This window comes from Wolbachia endosymbiont (group B) of Horisme vitalbata (assembly GCF_964028625.1).
Classification (GTDB): domain Bacteria; phylum Pseudomonadota; class Alphaproteobacteria; order Rickettsiales; family Anaplasmataceae; genus Wolbachia.
Genome location: NZ_OZ034797.1, coordinates 1,271,402 through 1,291,027, shown reverse-complemented (window position 1 = coordinate 1,291,027; position 19,626 = coordinate 1,271,402). Strand labels below are relative to the sequence as shown.

Sequence of the window (19,626 nt, the reverse complement as noted above, 5' to 3'; positions counted from 1 at the left end):
TAAATTAACTTACTACCTAATCAATTCCTGAGTTATGTATGAGTAAAATTTTGATAATATTAGCAGCAGGAAAGAGCAGTAGAATGAATTCTGAATATTCAAAAGCGTTGCACCAAGTGGGAAATCTTACTCTTTTAGAACATGTAATTTCTAATGCAAAATTGCTGAGTCTAAAAAGCTTATCAATTGTTGTTAACAACTCCCTTCTAAAAGATTTAGAAAAGTTTGATACCCTAAAAAGTATAATCGATCAATACAATATAAAACTAATAATTCAAGAAGATATTACAGGTACTGGCACTGCAGTTAAAATTGCTCTAGAAAATCTGGAGGACTTATCTGATCAAGACATAGTTTTAATACAGTATGGAGACACTCCCTTTATATCTAGTGATACAGTTATGAAAATGACTGATTGTTTAAAGTATAATAATTTAGTTCTTCTTGGATTCAATAGTCAAGATGAACAATATGGAAGATTAGTAATTGATAATTACGGAAATGTTCAAAAAATCCTAAAAAATGGAGATAAAATGCTTCTTGCAAACTCTGGAATAATAGTTTCATATGCTAAAGATCTTTTTACCTTAGTAAAAGAAATAAAATTTAATAATTCGACCAATGAATATTGTCTTAATGATATAGTGCCCATTGCAGCAAACAATAACTTGGGTGTAGGTTATGTAGTTTCTGATGAAAGAGAAGCAATGGGAGTAAATAATAAGGAGGATTTGATTAAAGCCGAACACTATTTTCAAGAAAGAAGGCAGCCAACTTTTCTTTCATAACTACATTTTTTTATTCATTAATTTAAGTTGACATTTGTTTTATACTGGTTTTATAATACCCTTTAATTCTTACTTGTAAGATAATTGGTATGACAAATTTTCCTAGTTGTAGTAGAGGGTATACATGGGGATATTAATAACAGGTGCTGCAGGTTTGATAGGGTCAACCTTGGTGAAAAAGTTAGAAAACCAAGGCCATGAAGTAATAAGCTGCGATATTAGGTTTTGCAACAATCCACTCAGTTTTTTTTCAGAAGATATAGTACCACTACTTGCTAAGTGTACAGGAATTATTCATCTGGCTGCAATTTCTCGAGTTATACATGGTGAACTTTATCCTGAACTGTGTAAAAAAATTAATGTTAATGGTACAATGCAGTTTTTAGGGTTATGTAAGTCACTTTCAAATAAACCATGGTTTATATATGCAAGTAGTAGGGAAGTCTATGGAGAGCAGAAGGAACTGCCAGTTACAGAATCTGCTAGTATCGATCCAATAAATAATTATGCAAAAGGTAAAGTATTTATTGAGGAACAAATAACAAGTTCAAAAGATTTTAATGTAGCAATATTACGCTTTTCAAATGTATACGGTGGTTTACTAGATCATAACAGTAGAGTGATTCCTGCACTCTGTATTAATGCATTAAGAGGTGATCCAATTAAAATAGAAGGTAAAGAATGTGTTTTTGATTTTACCTATTTGGATGATGTTATAGAGGGTATATGCTTAACTGTTAAATATTTACAAAGCGAAAAATCTTCCCTTCCTGCTATTCATCTTACTACTAATAGCCCATGTACTTTAGAAAACTTAGCAAAAACAATATTAAAAGTCACGAAAAGTGATTCTAGAATTGATTTTTATCCTCCAAGAAATTTTGATGTAACTAAGTTCCATGGTGATTTTACTAGAGCTAAAGAGCTACTTGGTTGGTCTCCAAAACATTCATTAGAAGTAGGATTAAGTAAATTTATAAAAAGTCTACAAAACAATACACAAGAATATCCTAACAATATAGATATGGTAATATATGAAAATATTAAAAGTTATTCATGGTTACCCTCCTTATTATAGTGCTGGTTCAGAGGTTTATAGCCAAACTCTTGCTCATGAACTAGCAAATAACAATGAGGTACAAGTATTTACTAGGTATGAAAATAGCTTTTTACCTGATTTTTATTACACTACAGTACTAGATCGTAGTGATTCCCGGATTTTACTGCATTTAATTAATATACCTACAGCTAAATATCGTTATAAATTTATCAATGAAGAAGTAAATATAAAATTTAAAAGAATAATAGATAACTTTCAGCCAGATCTTATACATTTTGGTCATCTTAATCATCTATCAATTACTTTACCAGAAATTGCTTTTAAAGAAAATATACCTACAATTTTTACGCTACATGACTTTTGGTTAATGTGTCCAAGAGGAAGGTTTATTCAACGCAATTCTGAAGATTTGTTACGGCTTTGTGATGGACAAAAGGATCAAAAATGTGCAACCCAATGTTACAAAGGATATTTTACAGGAGATGAAGAATTCCTGAATTTAGACATAAATTATTGGGAACAATGGGTTGCAACTAGAATGAAGCACACAAGGAAAATAATAGACTATATAGATTACTTTATTTCCCCATCGAAATTCTTGATGGACAAATTTACTCAGGATTTTAATGTTCCGATAAACAAAATTTCTTATCTTGATTATGGTTTTGATCTCAATCGTCTTAAGAATAGAAATAGAGTACAAGAAAAAGAGTTTATTTTCGGTTATATTGGTACTCATACTCCCGAAAAAGGTGTTAATCTATTATTGAAAGCTTTTTCTCACTTATCATCTAAAGCAAAACTTAGAATTTGGGGAGCAGCAAGAGAAGAAACTAAAGCTTTAAAAGCGATTGCCGATCAGTTTTCACCTGTTGTTAAAGAAAGAATAGAGTGGATGGGAAGTTATGATAATAAGAATATAGTTACTGACGTATTTAATAAAGTTGATGCAATAGTCGTTCCTTCAATTTGGGGTGAAAATTCACCGTTAGTAATACATGAAGCACAGCAACTTAGAATACCAGTTATAACAGCCGATTATGGTGGTATGGCAGAATATGTAAGAGATGGACTATTATTTAAGCACAGAGATGCAAGTAGTTTATCAGAAAAAATGCAAATCCTATCTACAGATCAGGGGTTATATAGTAAACTTACCCAAAAAGGCTATCCTTATACTGAAAATGGAAATATACCTTCTATAGGTGAGCATACTGAGAAACTTAACAAGATTTACCGTAATGCTATTGAAAAGAAAGGCAAATCAGTAGCTGTTAAACCTGGTCCTTGGAGAATTACTTTTGATACTAATCCAGATTACTGCAATTTTGCTTGTATAATGTGCGAATGTTTTTCACCATACAGCAAAGTTAAAGAAGAAAAGAAAGCTAAAGGAATAAAACCTAAGATACTGTCGATAGAAACTATCAGAAAAGTAATTAAGGAAGCAGCTGGCACACCTTTAAGGGAAATCATTCCTTCTACTATGGGTGAGCCTTTAATGTATAAAAGCTTTGATGAAATAATCAATTTGTGCCATGAGTTCGGCCTTAAGCTTAACCTCACAACCAATGGTTCTTTTCCTATTAAAGGAGCTAGAAAATGGGCTGAACTATTGGTACCAATTTTATCTGATGTTAAGATTTCCTGGAATGGGGCAACTAAAGAAACTCATGAAAAAATCATGAAAGGTTCAAAATGGGAAGTAGTGACAGAAAATTTAAAAACTTTCCTTGAAGTTAGAGATAAATACTTTAGCGATACAGGTGAAAGGTGTACCGTTACTTTACAATTAACATTTTTGGAAAGTAATTTACATGAACTCTATGACATAGTTAAGATGGCCATAAAAAATGGCATAGATAGAGTTAAAGGACATCATCTTTGGGCACATTTTGAGGAAATTAAGGATCTATCTATGAGAAGAGATGAATTAGCAATTAGTAGATGGAATACAGAGGTAAGAAGGTTATATGAGCTTAGAGATAATATGCTATTGCCAAATGGTAAAAAGATAAAATTAGAAAATTTTACAATCCTTTCTCAAGAAGGTATTAAGGATTTGGCTCCAGGTGGTCAATGCCCATTTTTAGGTAAAGAAGCATGGATAAACAATGAAGGAAAGTTTAGTCCTTGCTGTGCTCCAGATGAACTCCGTAAGACATTAGGAAATTTTGGTAATGTTAATGAGGTTAAACTCGAGGAAATATGGCAGAGTAGTGAGTACCTAAGCTTACAAAAGAATTATTTAAATTACAAATTATGCAAAACATGCAACATGAGAAAACCTTTGATCAATTAATCAAAGATAATTTTAAATCTATTAAAATTTCACCGTGTGAGAGCTTTCACGAGTTGCTAGGAAATCCTTTATATGAAAATAGGTTTATAAAGGTTGGTAAATTTCATGAGCCCGGTCTTGCACCGGTTTATGATCAGACAGGTGCTTATCATATCAATGTAAGAGGAGAAGCAGTTTATCATAATAGATTTCTGAAAACTTTTGGATTCTACTTTAATAGAGCAGCCGTAGAAGATGATACAGGGTGTTACCATATTGATCCATCTGGATGTAGAGTATACAAACAGTCTTATCAATGGATTGGAAATTATCAGGAAGATGCTTGTGTAGTTAGAAGACATGATAAATGTTTTCATATTAATTTAAATGGCAACAGAATTTATCAGGAGGAATATGATTATGTTGGAGATTTTAAGGATGGTATCGCTGTAGTCTATAAGGATAGTAAAGCTACACATATTAATCATCATGGAAAGTTAGTACATAATAAATGGTATAAAAAACTTAATGTTTTTCATAAAGGGTATTCTATTGCAGAAGATCAACATGGTTGGTTTCATATAGATATTAATGGTGATCCTGTTTACCAGCAGAGATTTAAAATGGTAGAAGCATTTTATAATGGGATGGCAAAAGTTGAAACTTTTGAAGGTGTGTTAGGACAAATCGATATTACCGGAAATGTAAAGTTTAGTATTTTTGATTTAGGTAAAGAATCTCAAGTGCATAGGATTTCTGCAGAACTTTCAGCCTTTTGGAAAACTTACCTAACAAGCGTTGCTATTGAACTTGATTTGTTAAATATTTTACCTGCAACTACGCCAGTTTTATCTAAAAAGTTAAACATTATCGTACCAAATCTAGAAAGGCTGTTAAGGGCGTTGTGGGAAATAGGGTTTATTGATTACGATAAGGACAAGGACTTATGGCAACTATCATCAAAAGGTAAGTGTTTTAAGGGAATACCATTTTTGCCAAAAGCAGCAACGATGTGGGCAAGAGTTGCCGCTGAAAAGAATTGGTTAAATATTGCCGATATACTAAAACAGAAGTCAATCTCTTCATTTGAATCTTTTAAGGAAAGAGAAGCATCAGAAAATAAGAAAATAGCGTTTTACCAAGCATTGCTAGGATATTCTAGGTTTGATACTAAAGAGTTTAATTCTAGAATTAATATAGATGATGCTAAGAATATATTGCTATTTGGTGTACACTCTTTATTTCTTGCTTATTCTGATATACACAATAAAGGTTCTATAGGCCTATATAACGAACATAAAGTACCAAGACAGTTAGTAGAAAATTTAAAAGTCAAACTTATAACTCAGGAAGAACTATCAGTTACAAATTATGAATTAGGTGTCTTTTGCCGCTTTCTACAGCACTATGATGATGATAAAGTATTGTCTTATTTAAAATTGGTCAAAGGAATATCTCGTATTTTATTGATAGAAACTATTTTAGATTACCGCTCTCCAACTGGAGGCTCTGTAGATATTAATGTCATGGTTGAAACAGGAGGTAAACTAAGAACATTAAACGATTGGGAAAAAATACTCAAACAAGTAAAAGGATTCAAAATTTTTGCTGTTTTACCTTTAACAGATTACTTATCAGTTATTGATGTCAGATGTTAATCACATGGAAACATTACAAAAAAATGGTTTTTTTATTATCAAAAATCTGGTTCCTTTAGAGCTAATAATTCAGTCTTTAAGTGATATAACAAATAAGATATCAAAGCTATCCCAAGAAATAAGTGTTTCAACTTCTGACTACTTAAACTGTACCGGCAGATGGGGCATGTTATCTCAAGTAACTAGAATTATATCTCAAGCATTAGATAAAATTATTAAAAATTACCTTGAAAAGTCACTTCAGTGTCAGATACTGCAGAAAAAATCAAATGTTATATGTAAAACTGCTGATTTAATAGATGCAGTTCCCTTTCACCAAGACATCTCCTATAGTTTCAATGATCCTTACCACTTTTCCGTTTGGTTAGCTTTGAATAATGTAAGTGAAACTTCAGGTGCACTACAAATTATAGAAAACAGTCATAAATGGGAAATACAGCCTTTAGTTGATTTTTGGTACCCATATTTTTTTGATCAGTACTCAAACAACCGAGAAAATTACAAAATTAAGTCACTACCTATTTCAGCAGGAGATGCGATAGTTTTTGATTCACGGTTATGGCATGGTAGTGATAAGAATACAGATGCTAAAGATAGATTTGCTTATGTAACAAGGTGGATTATAAAAGATCAAGACCTTCCCTATGTGCCAAAACCTCAGCCTTCAGTTTTTGGTATACTCAATTGTGGTGAGTTAACAGAATCTATACTGAGAGAATGCTTGTCATTGTTTGGCTACCAGGAAAGTATAAAAGCAAAAAACATGGAAGAACTTATCAAGAGCTGGTTAGCCTTTATTACAGATACAACTACAAATATTTCTGAGATCGACACTACTGAGGCTAAGCGAGATTTATATAAGCTGCTTATTCTAAATCAAGCATCAGCACTACATGATGCTGGAGACATCTCAGGAAAAATATACAAAAATTTATGGTTTTCACTACTTGTATTTCTCAATAAAAAAGTCAACGTAGTGGAGCTAGCATTGTAAATGAACAGAAGTAGAGTTGATAGCTTCAAATGTGTATTGATGTTCATCTTGAATATAGTATCTAAATTCAAGCTTAATGTACTTATAATGTCTTTAGTTGCTCTGGTGGTAGCTGTTGATTTGTCTTTTAGAAAGTATTTAGTAAAAAATATTCTAGATACAGCTGTAAAATATCAGGAAGGTAATGTAATTGAAAATCTTTTATTACCTGTAAGCGCTTATCTTGGTATGGCATTACTTATCACTACTGCTTTTAGATTCTATGGCTATTTTGTTGACATTCGAATGTTTACCTTAATGCGTCAAAAAATAGCTGATATGTCTTTTTGTAGGCTACTCCAACAAGACCATTCCTATTATCAGAACAATTTATCCGGAAGTTTAGTACATAAGGCCAGTAACTTAATGGATAGTGTGATAGAGTTAATAAGATTGCTTATAGATTGTTTTTTCGGTTACAGCATAGCATTAGTCTTAGCTATTTATACCTTATCATTAGTAAACATAAAATTTGCAATCGCCACATTCACTTGGGTAAGCATTTTTATTTTAGTATCGATTTTCAGCTTTCGTGTACTTACTGAACTAGCTGATAATTACTCTAAACAAAATTCACAAGTAATAGCTAGTATAGCAGATAGTATTTTAAATGTTATATCAGTAAGGCTATTTTCTCAGCAAGCACATGAGAGACACAAATTTTTTCAAATATGCAAGAAAAGAACTATTGCAGAGAGAAAATTACAATGGGCATACTTTTGTCTTTGGTTTATATATGGCTATTCATTTGATATACTCCAAGCAGTAAACTTGTACTTTTTAATTTATGACTATCAATTGAACAAAATTGCAATAGGAGATATTGCTCTTGTACTTGGAATTAATATATCGATTATAGAGTTTCTTAACCATCTAACTAGGAATCTTACCCAATTTTCTACTCATTTCGGCAAAGTTTCAGATGCATTGCCAATCTTGACTACTGTACCAGAAATTCAAGATAAGGAAAATGCTAAAGAATTAAATTTATTAAGTGGAAGAATAACGTTTAACAATGTTTCTTTTTCTTATGAAGGTCAGGAGCCATTATTTCAAGATTTCTCAGTTACCATTAATCCTTGCGAAAAGGTAGGTCTAGTTGGTTATTCTGGAGGTGGTAAATCTACTTTTATAAACTTAATTCTAAGGCTATTTGATGTTAAAAAAGGTAATATACAGATTGATAATCAAATAGTATCAGAAGTTACACAGAGTTCTTTGAGGCAACAAATATCTGTAATACCTCAAGACCCATTGTTATTTCATGATACTATTTTAGCAAACATCATATATGGTAGACTTCAATCTACTATCGAAGAAATAATGAGAGCTGCAAAGCTGGCTGGTATTCACGATTTCATTATGACTCTACCAGATCAATATGGAACTACAGTCGGAGAAAAAGGCATCAAGCTATCTGGAGGAGAAAGACAAAGAATAATAATAGCCAGGGCATTTTTAAAAAACGCTCCAATATTATTTCTCGATGAACCAACTAGTCAGTTAGATTCTATAACAGAAAAAACAATTCAAATGAGTTTATTCAAATTGATGAAAAATAAAACTACGATTACTATAGCACACCGTATTTCTACACTTTTACACATGGACCGAATTCTAGTATTTAACAAAGGAAAAATTGTCCAAGATGGTAAACATGCTGAATTAGTTTCTAAGCAAGGTCTTTACAAGGAACTTTGGAATGCTCAAATTGGTTGTTTGAATGGCAAAAAATAAGATGGAAAAAATTATTGATCTGAGAAGTGACACTACAACTCTGCAGGGCTCCAACGTTATACATGCAATAAGTAATGCAACTGTTGGAGATTTTGCTTATGGTGAAGACAAAAGCTGTAATGACTTATCAGAATATTGCAAACAATTATTCAAAGTAGAAGAAGCATTATTTGTAACCAGCGGTATGCTTGCAAATAGATTAGCCATTGCCAGTCAAACAAGTCCTGGTGATGAACTAATAACTCATTATAATTACCACGTTAATTTTTTCGATAGCGCAGGCAATGCAAAAGTAAATAATATCGTATTTAATTGTATTAGAAATAATAGCGGAATCTTAGATGTTGATGAAGTAGAATATGCTATTAATTCTAAGCCGAGGTATAAAATTTTTGCTCAGGTGAGTCTTGTTTCTATAGAAAATAGTATAAATGGGTTTAATGGTAAAATTTATCCTTTTGAAAAACAAGTCGAGTTATATCACTTTTTAAAAGCTCACAATGTAAATCTTCATTTAGACGGTGCAAGAATATTTAATGCTCATATCGAAACAAATATTGCTTTAGCAGATTATGCTAAATATGTGGATACAATGAGCTTTTCTTTTACTAAAGGACTTGGCGCTCCTTTTGGTTCAATGCTTATGGGTAAAAGAGAGATAATTGAAAGGGCTAAAAAGCTACAGGTTTGGCTAGGTAGTGGTTATCATCAGATAGGGTATTGTGCTAATGCAGCAAAATACGTACTACAGAATAATATCTCTAGGCTTAAAGAAGATAATAAGCTCGCTAAATTGTTTGCAGATAAGATTAAAGAAATTCCACACATAAAACTGGTACTACCTTATCCAGAAACTAATATAGTAAGCTTCAGTATAAAAGCACTAAATGTAACTAATGAGGTTTTCTTGAGTAAGTGCCAAGCTTATGGTTTATTGCTTTTTCCTTGGCTCGAGTCTCATATAAGAGCAGTTACCCATCTTGGCACAAAGGAAACAGAAATCATGAAAGCTGCTGAAATTATAAAGGAGGTTGTGTTAAATTTAATATGAGAATAAAAATAGATTTCTTTAGCGATTCAAACACTGATCCTTCAGCTAAAATGAGGGAAGCGATGGCTAAAGCAAAAGTTGGAAACGAAGCTGCATGTGAAGATCCAACTGTAAACGAATTAGTGGCAACCGCATGTAAAATATTAGGTAAACCTGCAGGAATCTTTTTGATTTCAGGAACGATGTCCAATGTAATTGCTTATAAAGTACACATTCAAAGACCTGGTGATTACTTGCTGCTTGATGAAACTTCACATCCACTCATAGTACAATCTGGCTTGATCGCAGCCCAGGCACATGCCACTCCTTTGCCCATCAAAGGTACGAGAGGAATATTTACTGGAGAACAAATTGTTGAGTTTATTACTCGTCCTAGTTTAAGAAATATTCCGAGAGTTGGGCTTGTTTCTATCGAACAAACGACAAATTTTGGTGGTGGAGCTGTGTGGCCTTTAGAATATATTCAAGAGATCTCAAGTCTCTGCAAAGAGAATGACGTATTCACTCATTTAGATGGAGCAAGACTGTTCAACGCTTGTGCTCATACTAAAATATCTCCAAAAGAGTATGCAAGTTATTTTGATTCGATATTTATTGATTTTAGTAAAGGATTAGGTGCTCCAATGGGCGCAATATTGCTTGGAAGTGAAGATTTTATTGAAAAAGCTTGGTACTATAAGTTTCAAATTGGCGGAGGTATGCACCAAGCTGGCATTATTTCAGCTGCATGTTTATATGCTCTACATAATAATGTAAATTCTTTAGAAGAAGATCATAAAAAAATGCAGCACCTTATAGAAGGCCTAGGCTCTATAGATCAAGTTATAATTGATATCGACCTGTATAAAACTAATATAGCGTATTTTTCATTACATACTAATTGTATATCTACTCAAGAATTAATAAACGTACTAATGACAAATTATGGAATTAGAATGGCTAACATCAAAGGTAAAATCAGAGCTATAACACATAGAGATATAAGCTATGAAGATATTAATACTACTGTATCTGCTATAAGAAAGATACTAAGTAAGTAATTTTCTGCACTAATTGTTTGCAAACTTCTTGTCAAACAATATTATACCAATATAGTATTATGCTAGCATCTGCATAGAGCTATTTGGGAATAGGTGTGAACTTTGTCTTCTTTCAATATTTATAGCTCTTCTCATAATAGTCAGAATAAAAAAGCAGAATCAACAGCTTGACGGAAAGACTTAAAAATAGGGATATTTTTTCTAGCTCTGTTCTTTATAGCAAACCACTGATGCTCAATTTTGTTAAAGTCTGGAGAATATGGAGGAAGATAAAGAATTTCAGCACCAACTCCTTTAGCAAGATTATCTATTTTTTTAGATTTATGAAAAGTAGCGTTATCAAGAATTACAGTTTGGCCAGACCTTAAAATTGGAGTTAAAAACTGCTCAAACCAAGCCTCGAAAACATCCTTATTGCAATATCCTTCAAAGGTCAATGGAGCAATGATTTTCTCTTTATTTAGAGCTGCAATCATACTGACCCGCTGAGCTTTTTTACCTGATTTTAGTGAATGAAACCTCTCTCCTTTTCTGCAGTATCCGTATGGGTAGTCTTCTGTATTATCTATTCCAGATTCGTCAATATATACAAGATTTTCATGACGTTTTGTTGCTATAACCTTTGAAAAGTGAGCTCGCTTCTCTTCATTTCTTTCTTTATATCCGTAGGTCTTTTTTTCTTGTAAATCCAATATTTTTAAGTGCACGGTGAATCGTTTGTCTACTGATATTGCCCCAGAGTTTAGCCATCTCTGACTGAGTTTTGCCACCATGGTTTTTTGCAAATTTGGTAAAAACATTCCAGTCAGTAATTTTATGGTTATATCCTACGCTTCCAGGCTTTTTTGACTGAAAATCTCCCGTTTCCTTACGTCTTTTCTGCCACTCATATAGAGTTGTTTTTCCAATTTTAAATCTCTCGGCAACATTTGCTCTACTTTCTCCTTCATCCAATGCTTCCATTGCTTTTTTCCTTAAGTCGTAACTATACGCTGCTGGCATACAAACCCCACTACCATAAATCCATATCTTAACTTGTTTGGATTATTATGAGAAGAGCTATACTATTCTTCTGTGGATATATGCTGCTTTATTTATCAAGACAAAGTATACCAATTGCTCTACCACTGTTAATAGATACTGACCATGTAAAATTAAGCTATTTTTTTGCCTGCTTTTCTTTTTTTTATGGAGTATCAAAATTTGTTAATGGAATAATCATGGACTCCAAAAATAATCCATTATTTATGTTTGGGCTATGCAATATTGCAACTGGATTATTAACCATTGGTATAACTTTATCATATAATAATCTAACTTTATTACTGTTAACATTAATATTATTAGCTTGGACACAAGGGTTAGGTTGGCCAGCTATTACCAAGTTTATGGTTACAAACTCTAGCATCTCTTCAATTGCATCATCATGGGGAGTTATGAGCGCATCTCAGCAACTTGGTTCTTGTATTACTTTAATTGTATTACCAAGTATAATTAAAATATATGATGCAAAAAGTGCATTTTTGTACTCTGGTTTCTTATGCTTACTTTTTGGAATTTATATAATATTAAAGGCATATTACAAAGAAAGTGCCAACTTTACTACCTATTATAAGGTGCAGAAATCTCAAATAGGTATCAAGGTAACAAGTTCCATATGGTTTCTATGTTGTGCTACTTTTTGTGCTTATATTATAAAAATGGGAATCTTCTTTTGGTTTCCTATAATTTTAAAGAATAAATTACAAATTTCTCTTGTACAATCCTCACTAATAACAGGCGTATATGATTTAGGTGGAATCCTTGGAACTTTAATAACAGGAAGAATTAGTGATATGTACTTCTTTCAAAATAGAAGCTTGCTGGCATCACTTTATATGTTGGGTATAGCACTCACTTTTATTGCAATGAACTTTGGTCAAAACATAATTCTTATGAACCTTGGTGCAATCTTATCAGGATTCTTTATATTTGGAGTGCAAGTACTGACAGGTGTTATAGCTGTAGAAATTGCTCCACAAAATAATGTATGTGCAATTGTAAGCTTAACAGGATTATTTGGGTATATTGCAAGTTCAATATTTTCATGCGTGCTCTTAGGAGTACTTGTTAAGCACTGTGGTAACAGTATTATGTTTTCATTTTTTTCCATTTGCTCTGTTGTTGCACTCGTTTGCTTTTCCATACTATCAAGCAAAGATCTAAAAAAACTAAGTAAAGCGGTGTAAAAAAAATTTCTCAACAGTTAAACTTTGTAGATAGACTTTTTACCCAAGGAATAAACATGGTAACCATATCTTAGTAATAGCTCGCTATCTAATAAATTACGGAAATCAAAAACATTAGGTGCAGCCATAATACTCTTTAAACTTGCAAAATCTTGATTTTTAAATTCTTTCCACTCCGTTAACAATAACAAGGCTTCCGCGTCCCTTGCAGCCCCTATAGCATTGTCCGCGTATTCTATATCCTTTAGAACTTGCCTAGCATTATCCATCCCCATTGGGTCATATGCAGTAATTTTAGCCTTGTTATTCACTAACAATTGTGCAATATCTATAGCTGGGCTATTTCTTACATCATCAGTACCAGACTTAAAAGTTAGCCCCCATATTGCTATTTTTTTATTTTGGACTCCATTTAATACATATTCTACCTTTTTAGCAATGTTTGTTATATGATTATAGTTAGATTCCTTAACTGAATTTAAAATTTGTAGCTTGACATTGTGATCTTCAGCAAGCCTTATTAAAGCTGACAAATCTTTAGGAAAACATGATCCTCCAAATCCTGGACCAGCTTTGAGAAATTCCTTACCTATTCTATGGTCCATTCCCATACTGTTAGCTAAAAGGTCAATGTCTGCTCCTAATAGCTCACATAAACCTGCCATCTCATTGATAAAAGCAACCTTTGTTGCTAGAAAAGCATTAGAAGCATATTTAATCATTTCAGCAGTAACTGTATCAGTGACTATTAACGGAATATTCTTATCTATAAATGATTTATATATAACTTCTAGTTTTGCCCTAGCTAGCTTAGTTTTTACTCCTATTATTATCCTATCTGGGTATAAAAAATCTGATACTGCAGAGCCTTGCTTGAGAAACTCTGGATTAACCCCCAAATCAAAGTTATAGCCCTTATTAGATAAATAATTATATATATTTTCTGCAGTACCAGGAGGAACAGTTGACTTTATCACTATTAAGCAATCTTGATTAACTCTCTCAGAAACTTCACTTACTGCATTATATACATTCTTTAAATTTGCATTTCCTAGGGAGTCTGATGGAGTATCTACAGTTATAAATACTACTTCTGTATTGGGATTTATTTGAAAATACGAATCGAAAAATCTTATCCTTTGTGACTTTATATTATTCTCTAAATAATCTGCTAATCCAGGTTCATATAGAGGAATTTTCCCTGATTTCAAAAGTTCAATCTTCTCAGTATTTATGTCAATGCAATCAACTTTATGGCCCTGCTCCGATAACATTGTACCAGATACTAAGCCTACATACCCTACTCCTATAATAGTTATGTGCATTTTATTATCACCTTAAAAATATAGCTTAGCATCTAAAATAAATACCATTAACAATTATAAACTTTTGTTGTTACATTATTTTTCTTAATTGCCTTACCTTCCGAATAAGCTATAAATAAGGTTGATGGTATTAATATCAAAGTACCATATAAAGCACTTTTATCAGGTAATTCATTAAATATAACGTATGCTACTATTGCAGAAATTATTAGCTCTATGTATCTATAAGGTGCAAGTGCAGTAGCATCAGTAAGAGCAAAAGCTTTTAACATGAAGAACAGAATTAGGTTTGAACTTATTCCTAAAATCAGCAGTAATACTAACTCCAACAAGGAAGGCATATGCCAATAAAATAACAAAGATGGAGTGGAAAAAATTGTTGTTGTTAGAGCTGAGTAAAATAATATACTTATTATTGTCTCCTTCATTACAAGCTTCTTATTAAGTACATCTAGTATAGCGAAGATTAATGCGGATACAATAAAAATAAGAATTTTAGGATTAAAATCTTCACTATGAGCTTTGGTAGTAATAGCAATACCAACAAAGCCAATAACAGTTACTATCCATCTTTGCCAAATTATATTTTCGTTTAGCAAAGGGATTGCAAGAAGTATAACAAATAATGGTATAGAAAAACTTATAATCGTTGCAGTTACTATGGGGAAAACAGTCAACCCGTAAGTCCATAAGGTCATTCCACAAAACAACAATCCACCCCTGGTTATTTGAGTAGATATTTGACTTGTTTTAAAAGTTTCTATTCCATAGTAAAACATAAAAGGTACAAGGGTAATAGTGGTAAACAGAAAGCGGAAAAAAATTATTTCAAAACTCTGAAGATGTAAACTTAGATATTTTGATATAGTATCATTAGCTACACTACTAAGTAAGCTAAGTATAAACCAGATAACCCCAAACAAATAAGCTCTCAATCTGTAATCCATAAAGCTTCTGATTTAATAGATACGATGTACTCATATAATTTTACTACAAAACTAATAATATAAAAGTTTTCTGATGTACGTCCCCAGAATGTGATCGTAAGGGTTCATTATAAATAATTCGGGAAATTTCGTCTCTTTAGACATATTAAGAGCTATGTAACGAACGTTTATATTTGTGAGTAATAGTAAGGCTCAAGGTAAGGAAAATGCTAGTGAGGTAAAGTAGAATAACGTTAATTTGATAATTTAAGCTCATTCCCTCTTGCTACATCTCTCTTTAATATCTCCTCTTTTGCAGCAGGTCTATAATTACTGCTTAAATTTAGGTGCACACTAATTTTTCGATTTATATATTATTCTAATGCTTGTATAATACCTTCATTGAATATTTGATTTTGAGGTAATTAGATGCCAAAAAGTAAAACTAAACGTGGAACGGAAGATTTGAAGGGTAATGCAGGCCCAAGCAAAAGATCTCGTCTCAGTTCTGATCCTAAAAAAAATAAAGAGATTATCTCTAGCAAAGTAATAAGTAAGCTGAAGGATGTTGTTAAAGGTGATAGAACTTCAGCTATTGAGGAATGGGTCAAGGCTCACCCTGTAACAGTAGAGGGTCTAACCGTTGAGCAATCGGACCTCTTATGTAATGCGTTTCGTGATGAATCTTGTTGGTCAGGTGCGACACTAGATGTTGCTAAATTGGTAGGAGAATTAGCTAAATCAGGTGTGTTGAATCCATTTGCTATATATAAAATAGCATGTATTGAGTGTGTAGAGAGTGAAATTAAGCAATTATTTGACAAGGCGTTAGAGTCTTTTAGATCTGACTTATCTCATAAAGGTGCATGTGAGGAAGATAGGAATTTAGCTTGCAGTGATAAGCTTGCAAGAGTTGAATTGTTAAGTTCCATGGGAAGACGTGATCCTGTTTTCAATTTCTGGATTGATCAAGAATCAGGTAACCTTAGAGAAAATATAGAAGCAGAAGATGGATTTAATAAGGCTGTAGATTTCAAGTGGAGTAAGGGAGTGGAACACTTCTATAATCGTCTGTGTTCTGAAGAAAAATTAGTGAAAGAAGAGAGAGAAAAATTGCTAGTTTCTGCTATTGCAAAATTATCTCCATTGCAATCTAGCTATAAACTTGCTTCTACCTTAAGTTCCCTTCTAGGTAAAGTCATAAGCGCAAAAGTAGATCATAAGTCACTACTTGGGCTACCGAATAAGAAAGATAGGGGTGTGATCTATCGTCCTCTTAGTTACTTAGTAGAGCACGGTTTTCTTTGCACAACTAAGTATGTTATCCAGTACTTGAGCGAGGGATGTTCAAGATCTGAAGTAGAGAAAATGCTTTCACCTAGAGGATATGCACATCTTCTCTCATCGCTTTCATTTGTTGTAGTTTCTAAAGATTATGACTTGGATAACAGGAATGAAGCAAGGTCAGCTATTAGCAGTCTTTGGGAATCTAGTGTATTTAACCAAAATAAAATAAATGTTGTCGATCCTTTTAAAGATAGGATTGCTTTTGTTGCAATGGAAAATGCAATTTCAAATTTGATTGTAGATCAGGAGAACAGCAAGGATACTCAAAGTGCTGGCGATGGTGAAAAAGTTGATTTGGTCTTGAGTATTTTAAAGTTTGCTAAAGATTGTTGTTCAGACAAAAGCTTTAAATCATTAAAAGAGAGGATAGCAAATAGTTTAGATAAAACAAGGAATTCTAAGATGATAGATGCAACTAGCTCCTGCAATTTAATAGAAGAGTTGTGTAAGTCAGCGAGAAATTTGAATTTATTCTCTGCTAGCACTGAAGGTCCTCAATCTACGTTAGTGGGTACTAATGTTAGTATTTCGCCTGCTGCAGTTGTTAACAAATAGGAGTATTTATGCATGGTAATAATGAAGATCGTGAATTAGTTAGGGCTTTATTAAGTGGAGGTTGTGATGAGTTTAGTAGACAATTTGTAGGTTTTTTAAACAACTGTCCATCTTTTTTGCATTCGGCTAATAAGCCTGGCTTTTTTCCTACATTCTTTTTTGGTATGTTTTCTACTGCACATGATGCAGGTATATTAGTTGAAGATGAAAGAGTCTATTTTCGTTTTGACAATTATGGAAATCTAAAAGTTGCTGTTCTCACTAATAAAGAAAATAGAAGAATAGTCAGGTGTTATACTGTTGCTGATAATGAGAACAGCCCTGGGTCAAGGTTTAGTGCAGAAGAGAAGCAGCAGGTAGAAGAGAATCTTCCACAAGAATTACAGGAAGATAAGGATCTGGATTGGGAAGAGTATAAAATATTTCGGTTTGGAGAAGAATGTAGGTTTATTCATGAAATAGATAGATTTCCTCAACGTGATGAACCTGGAGCTCCAATTTTTCATGAAATTAACCCAATCAGAGAACAAGGTGAATTGTTAGACCTGATGAGTGAGTTGGCAAATGATGATACAGGAGAAGTGCGTACTAATGTTAAAAGAATTTTGGAATATGTTATTGATATCCATGATGAACATGAAGATAGCTTAGTGTTTCGTGCAGAGTCTGATTACCACGGTTTTCTGTGTGGGTTTTTAGTAAATTTTAGATACCGAGCTGTGGCTGATTTCTACCCAGAGCTACTTATAGGAAAAGGTTATGCAGATGTTGTTTTGCTTGTTCGTGGTGTTGATCAGACAAATGATTCGGTTCCAATTATAATTGAGTTGAAGGTTGGTGATGAGGAAGGATTAGAGCAAGCTAAAGATTATGCTAAAAGTTGTTCTGTTTCGTCTTTGCCTATTCATACCTCATCACCAAGTGCTGTTTGTGTAGCGTTAAATTTTCAATTACGTGGAGGTGCTGGTCTCCGAACTTCTGTGCAGGTCTTTTCAGAAGGTGGTCTTTCCTTAATACCGGGTTTACTACATCCTCATGGAAATGGAGTTAGGGGAAATGTAAAACGTTTTTTACAACCCATAGCATCAGAGTTCACTCAATCGCCTCATTGTAACACTTTTTCCTGTACGTCATCGTTTGTTTTTGGAAATGTTTTATCTACAAGGAGGGACTTAGAAACAAATGATGGGCGGGAGGTAAGGGTTACCAAGTATCTATTTAACCACTCTCAGGGAGAGAAAATGAAACGTACAGGTGGTAGGGGAGATGCAGCAGATATTGTAAGCCATGCGTTAACTTTAGCTCTATTTTTATCAAATATTGGTTTTGTTGTGCTTCACATTTTTCGTCGTTTAAAGTGGCAGACTTTACCAGACAAAGCATTGAACCTGTCGTTACTGCCTCAAGCCACAGATGATGCTAAGGTGCGTCAAGTACTTTGTGAAGTAGATGTCCAGGGTCATCTGGAAGTGGCTTCTGCAAAGAAATTCGAATCACTACGTGCTTACTCACGTTCTCATAGTGAAGGTTATTTCGAGGGAAGGTTTTCAGAACAAATGGGTAATGTTAGGAATTTACATCAACTTGCAGATCAGTTGATGAGTGCTGAGCCTAATTTTGGTAATGATGGTAATGTTAATGGTGAGTACAGGGCTAGGTATGAAGTTTTATTTAATGAGATTTCTCGTCTGTTGTCTCCGTTATTAAATGGAAACCGTCTACTCGTGAACAATGAAGCTAAATTTCAGGCTTTGTTGCGTGGGATATTTCAAAGTTGCGATAATCCTGCCAAGGTAATTATTGAGTTCCAGCTACAGAGAGGAAGGAAAATAGACCTAGTATTATCAAAATCTGCGGAAAATGATGATACTCATCCAATTGGAATAGAGTTGAAGTATGCTAACACCGCAGAACAAGTTGAACGAAAAAGGGTGGAGGCAAATCGACAGTTAAGTGAATACGAATTTTGTGGAGGATGCAAGCGTATTACTGGGGGAGATGCGATGGTTTTGTTATACGCTATATTAAATGCTGTAGGACAAGAGCAGGATCTGATATTGATTGGTGGGCTTCGTAGAGCATCTGGGTTTTCTAGATGACTTGTAACTAATAAAAGTACCAAAGATAAGGTTGTTTATGGGTAAAATTATGCATTAAGCTAGAGTACGTTTGAGTAAGGTTGGAGAAAAAGCAAGGTCTTTGAGCAAGAAAATTTGATTTATGTTTTCTTAAGTTAAAGTTAACCTGATGAAGTTTGTATAATTTATTGTTGGAGTTTTTTTGTTCTATTTTTACTGTAAGTTCAATCTGCTCTATCTTTGGTCTTTTTTTCTTAGTTTTGCGGCAAGTCTAATATTTTTACTACTTAATGGAATAACTTGCAGAAAGTGGAGATATAATGCTAAGGCAGAGGAGCTCAGACAGTTATCTTAAACAATAAAGAAATACTAAAGGCAAAAGATACGCTTGCGTAGTTCGAAAGCTTTCTATAGGATAAGCCTCACCTGATTTACAAATAGAATTGTTATGTTAGATGTTTGCTATTTATTCTTAAGCTCATTTTAACAGCATTTTGCTTTTTTTAGTATGTAGGGGTT

Annotated in this window: 14 protein-coding genes; 11 read left to right on the top strand and 3 right to left on the bottom strand. The window is 33.2% G+C overall.

Annotation, left to right across the window (positions count from 1 at the left end; all coding sequences use genetic code 11):
- Positions 1–38: 38 nt before the first annotated feature.
- The 8 genes from ABWU56_RS06285 (at position 39) to ABWU56_RS06250 (ending at position 10,648) form a co-directional block, all read left to right on the top strand.
- A complete protein-coding gene (locus tag ABWU56_RS06285) occupies positions 39–788 on the top strand; it encodes an NTP transferase domain-containing protein (protein WP_211908265.1) in 750 nt (249 codons plus the stop codon).
- A gap of 124 nt (positions 789–912) precedes the next feature.
- Positions 913–1,866 (top strand): NAD-dependent epimerase/dehydratase family protein, encoded by a 954-nt coding sequence (locus tag ABWU56_RS06280; RefSeq protein WP_353281317.1) that lies wholly within the window; start codon positions 913–915, stop codon positions 1,864–1,866.
- On the top strand, positions 1,823–4,150 hold the full coding sequence (locus tag ABWU56_RS06275; protein WP_353281315.1) for a glycosyltransferase: 2,328 nt from the start codon (positions 1,823–1,825) through the stop codon (positions 4,148–4,150). Before ABWU56_RS06280 ends, ABWU56_RS06275 begins: the two co-directional genes overlap by 44 nt.
- Positions 4,111–5,787 (top strand): WG repeat-containing protein, encoded by a 1,677-nt coding sequence (locus ABWU56_RS06270; protein ID WP_353281314.1) that lies wholly within the window; start codon positions 4,111–4,113, stop codon positions 5,785–5,787. Before ABWU56_RS06275 ends, ABWU56_RS06270 begins: the two co-directional genes overlap by 40 nt.
- Before the next feature lie 4 nt (positions 5,788–5,791).
- A complete protein-coding gene (locus tag ABWU56_RS06265; protein WP_211908674.1) occupies positions 5,792–6,781 on the top strand; it encodes a phytanoyl-CoA dioxygenase family protein in 990 nt (329 codons plus the stop codon).
- Positions 6,782–8,557, top strand: coding sequence for an ABC transporter ATP-binding protein (locus ABWU56_RS06260; protein WP_211908065.1), 1,776 nt, complete (start codon positions 6,782–6,784; stop codon positions 8,555–8,557).
- 1 nt (position 8,558) lies between these two features.
- On the top strand, positions 8,559–9,608 hold the full coding sequence (locus tag ABWU56_RS06255; RefSeq protein ID WP_211908672.1) for a threonine aldolase family protein: 1,050 nt from the start codon (positions 8,559–8,561) through the stop codon (positions 9,606–9,608).
- Positions 9,605–10,648, top strand: a complete 1,044-nt coding sequence (locus ABWU56_RS06250; protein ID WP_211908064.1) for a threonine aldolase family protein — start codon at positions 9,605–9,607, stop codon at positions 10,646–10,648. Before ABWU56_RS06255 ends, ABWU56_RS06250 begins: the two co-directional genes overlap by 4 nt.
- A 140-nt stretch (positions 10,649–10,788) precedes the next feature.
- Here the strand turns inward: ABWU56_RS06250 and ABWU56_RS06245 are convergent.
- A protein-coding gene (locus ABWU56_RS06245) for an IS630 family transposase (protein WP_265028085.1) occupies positions 10,789–11,650 on the bottom strand; the annotation gives its coding sequence in 2 pieces (ribosomal slippage) (positions 10,789–11,326 and positions 11,325–11,650; 864 coding nt in all).
- An 80-nt stretch (positions 11,651–11,730) separates the two neighbouring features.
- Here ABWU56_RS06245 and ABWU56_RS06240 point away from each other — a divergent pair.
- Positions 11,731–12,876 carry an MFS transporter gene (locus ABWU56_RS06240; protein WP_010405355.1) on the top strand — a complete coding sequence of 382 codons (1,146 nt, stop codon included), beginning with the start codon at positions 11,731–11,733 and terminating at the stop codon, positions 12,874–12,876.
- Between the two features lie 17 nt (positions 12,877–12,893).
- Here the strand turns inward: ABWU56_RS06240 and ABWU56_RS06235 are convergent, their stop codons facing one another.
- Complete coding sequence (locus tag ABWU56_RS06235) at positions 12,894–14,201, bottom strand: UDP-glucose dehydrogenase family protein (protein ID WP_353281312.1); 1,308 nt, start codon at positions 14,199–14,201, stop codon at positions 12,894–12,896.
- A 47-nt stretch (positions 14,202–14,248) separates the two neighbouring features.
- The gene (locus ABWU56_RS06230; RefSeq protein WP_353281311.1) at positions 14,249–15,148 is read right to left on the bottom strand and encodes a DMT family transporter; all 900 of its coding nucleotides are present in this window, start codon (positions 15,146–15,148) and stop codon (positions 14,249–14,251) included.
- Between the two features lie 408 nt (positions 15,149–15,556).
- Between ABWU56_RS06230 and ABWU56_RS06225 the strand changes: the two genes are divergently transcribed.
- Together ABWU56_RS06225 and ABWU56_RS06220 are read left to right on the top strand one after the other, a co-directional pair.
- Positions 15,557–17,029, top strand: coding sequence for a hypothetical protein (locus ABWU56_RS06225; protein WP_077188281.1), 1,473 nt, complete (start codon positions 15,557–15,559; stop codon positions 17,027–17,029).
- 8 nt (positions 17,030–17,037) lie between these two features.
- Positions 17,038–19,128 (top strand): hypothetical protein, encoded by a 2,091-nt coding sequence (locus ABWU56_RS06220; RefSeq protein WP_341815158.1) that lies wholly within the window; start codon positions 17,038–17,040, stop codon positions 19,126–19,128.
- The last annotated feature ends 498 nt before the right edge of the window (positions 19,129–19,626 follow it).

Excerpts from the sequence above, each read along its gene's own strand:
- ABWU56_RS06230 (WP_353281311.1), bottom strand. The coding sequence starts at position 15,148 with ATGGATTACAGATTGAGAGCTTATTTGTTTGGGGTTATCTGGTTTATA.
- ABWU56_RS06220 (WP_341815158.1), top strand. The coding sequence starts at position 17,038 with ATGCATGGTAATAATGAAGATCGTGAATTAGTTAGGGCTTTATTAAGT.
- ABWU56_RS06235 (WP_353281312.1), bottom strand. The coding sequence starts at position 14,201 with ATGCACATAACTATTATAGGAGTAGGGTATGTAGGCTTAGTATCTGGT.
- ABWU56_RS06250 (WP_211908064.1), top strand. The coding sequence starts at position 9,605 with ATGAGAATAAAAATAGATTTCTTTAGCGATTCAAACACTGATCCTTCA.
- ABWU56_RS06260 (WP_211908065.1), top strand. The coding sequence starts at position 6,782 with ATGAACAGAAGTAGAGTTGATAGCTTCAAATGTGTATTGATGTTCATC.
- ABWU56_RS06255 (WP_211908672.1), top strand. The coding sequence starts at position 8,559 with ATGGAAAAAATTATTGATCTGAGAAGTGACACTACAACTCTGCAGGGC.
- ABWU56_RS06280 (WP_353281317.1), top strand. The coding sequence starts at position 913 with ATGGGGATATTAATAACAGGTGCTGCAGGTTTGATAGGGTCAACCTTG.
- ABWU56_RS06275 (WP_353281315.1), top strand. The coding sequence starts at position 1,823 with ATGAAAATATTAAAAGTTATTCATGGTTACCCTCCTTATTATAGTGCT.
- ABWU56_RS06240 (WP_010405355.1), top strand. The coding sequence starts at position 11,731 with ATGCTGCTTTATTTATCAAGACAAAGTATACCAATTGCTCTACCACTG.
- ABWU56_RS06285 (WP_211908265.1), top strand. The coding sequence starts at position 39 with ATGAGTAAAATTTTGATAATATTAGCAGCAGGAAAGAGCAGTAGAATG.
- ABWU56_RS06225 (WP_077188281.1), top strand. The coding sequence starts at position 15,557 with ATGCCAAAAAGTAAAACTAAACGTGGAACGGAAGATTTGAAGGGTAAT.
- ABWU56_RS06265 (WP_211908674.1), top strand. The coding sequence starts at position 5,792 with ATGGAAACATTACAAAAAAATGGTTTTTTTATTATCAAAAATCTGGTT.
- ABWU56_RS06270 (WP_353281314.1), top strand. The coding sequence starts at position 4,111 with ATGCAAAACATGCAACATGAGAAAACCTTTGATCAATTAATCAAAGAT.